General features: G+C 55.1%; 3 protein-coding genes. 1 reads left to right on the top strand and 2 read right to left on the bottom strand.

All coding sequences use genetic code 11. The features are described 5' to 3' along the window. A partial coding sequence (locus tag HZB34_10950) for a dihydroxy-acid dehydratase (GenBank protein ID MBI5316479.1) occupies positions 1-559 on the top strand: 559 nt, incomplete at its 5' end. 98 nt (positions 560-657) lie between these two features. On the opposite strand, the gene HZB34_10945 is transcribed toward HZB34_10950, so the two are convergent. After that, a complete protein-coding gene (locus tag HZB34_10945; GenBank protein ID MBI5316478.1) occupies positions 658-1,419 on the bottom strand; it encodes an ABC transporter permease subunit in 762 nt (253 codons plus the stop codon). Beyond that, positions 1,416-1,947, bottom strand: a 532-nt coding sequence (locus HZB34_10940) for an ABC transporter ATP-binding protein (protein ID MBI5316477.1), incomplete at its 5' end; no start/stop codon positions are given. The genes HZB34_10945 and HZB34_10940, both read right to left, overlap by 4 nt.

Raw genomic sequence — 1,947 nt, 5'->3', positions numbered from 1 at the left:
CCCCATCAAGCCGACAGGCGGTCTGGTCATTCTGAAGGGGAATTTGGCGCCGGAAGGTTGTGTCGTGAAGGTTGCCGGCCATTCGATGACCAAGTTCCAGGGACGGGCGAAGGTCTATGAGCGGGAGGAGGATGCCTTCGTAGCAGTCAAGGCAGGACAGATCAAGCCTGGTGATGTCGTTGTTATTCGGTATGAAGGTCCATCCGGTGGGCCAGGCATGCGCGAGATGTTGGGCGTGACAGCCGCCATCGTGGGCGCCGGCCTTGGCGACTCTGTGGCTTTGCTCACTGACGGCCGTTTTTCCGGCGCAACCCATGGATTGATGGCAGGCCACGTCGCCCCTGAAGCCGCGAAGGGAGGGCCGATTGCGTCGCTCAAGAACGGCGACACGATTACCTTCGATATACCCAAACGCCGTTTGGATGTGGCCCTCTCGCAGAAAGAAATCGCCGCTCGGCTGAAGAAGGTCAAACCACCGGTACCGCGCTACACCTCAGGCGTGATGGGGAAATATGCCAGACACGTCTCCTCCGCCTCGGAAGGCGCCATCACAAGCTAGGCTTGGCCGAATCCATCCCCAGCTACCTCCAGAAGGCAGTCGGTGCCCTTCCTCGCACCATCATGCATGTAAGCGCTGAGGAAGGGCGTCTCGAGCTGTTACTGGAAATCCCGTCGTTGGAAGATCACACTTGCCAGAAGGAGTAGAAACGCCGCGTAGGTCAACCCATAGGCCAAGGTGAGAGCCATATCAGCCAGACCGAAGTCGAGATGGTGAATCACATGTCCTTTGAGGTTGAATCGCTCAAGGTTCGGAAGCGTATAATAAATGGCATTGACGACCACCTGGCTGACTTCGTCCAATTTCCTGGCAAACTCCTTGAGGTCACCGGATAAGTGCCCGATCACATATACGGCAAGGGTAAAAATAGCGCTCAACGTCGCGCTCGTAAACGTCGAGAAGAGAACAGCGACGGCGGTGATAACCATCAGCTCCAAAAAGATGAGGGCCAGTGATTTAAAAACCAAACTGGTGATCGGCACGTCCATGACGTACAGCACGATCAATAACCCCGCCACCATCACGACGGTATTTGCGAATAATGTCATGACCAACCCACAATATTTCCCCAGTAGAAACTCATATCGAGGAATGGGCTTCGATACGATCGTATAGATCGTCTTTCGATCGACTTCCTTGCTGACGAGCCCGATCCCGACGAAGATCGCGATGAGAACGCCAAACAGATTGATGCTGGCAAGTCCAAGATCCAAGATCAACCGATGGTAATCACCCAGCGTGATTCTGGAAAGAAGGATCGAACTCCCGATCATGAGCAAGGCAAAAAACAATAAATTGTACAGCAGCTTCTCGCGAAGGTTTTCGCGAAACGTGTTGGTGGCGATAGACAGAATTCTCATACGGCTTCCCTCAACTCCGGCTGTTTGGTCTTGACCTCCCGAATAAAGAGGTCCTCCAGCGACCCCTTCTGTGGAGTCAGCGACACCAGTGTCGCCCTGGCGCCTCGAATGATCTCGAGAACCGACCCCACGTGCTGGCGGCCTGGCAGCACCGCCAAGACCTGAGTGCCTTGGACAATGACGCGATCAGCCAGTTGACGCAGACGCGCCAACCCCTCAGGACCAAGCCCATCGACCACGATTTCCACCGAGTGCGCCACACCTTCATCAACCAGTTCGCTAACGCGTCCGCATGCCACTTGTCGTCCTTTGAGAATAATAGCAACCCGGTCACAGAGAACCTCGGCGTCATGCAGGATGTGGGAACTGAAGAAGATCGTCTTCCCAGATTCTTTCAATCGCAGGATCAAGTCCCTGATCTCTTTGCGCCCTACCGGATCCAGACCTGACATTGGCTCATCCAGCACCACTAATTCCGGATCGTTGATGAGCGCCTGGGCAATCCCCACCCGCTGCAACATCCCTTTG

This window comes from Nitrospirota bacterium, assembly GCA_016219645.1.
Taxonomy (GTDB): domain Bacteria; phylum Nitrospirota; class Nitrospiria; order Nitrospirales; family Nitrospiraceae; genus Palsa-1315.
This window is presented reverse-complemented; position numbering and strand designations above follow the sequence as displayed.

Excerpts from the sequence above, each read along its gene's own strand:
- HZB34_10945 (MBI5316478.1), bottom strand. The coding sequence starts at position 1,419 with ATGAGAATTCTGTCTATCGCCACCAACACGTTTCGCGAAAACCTTCGC.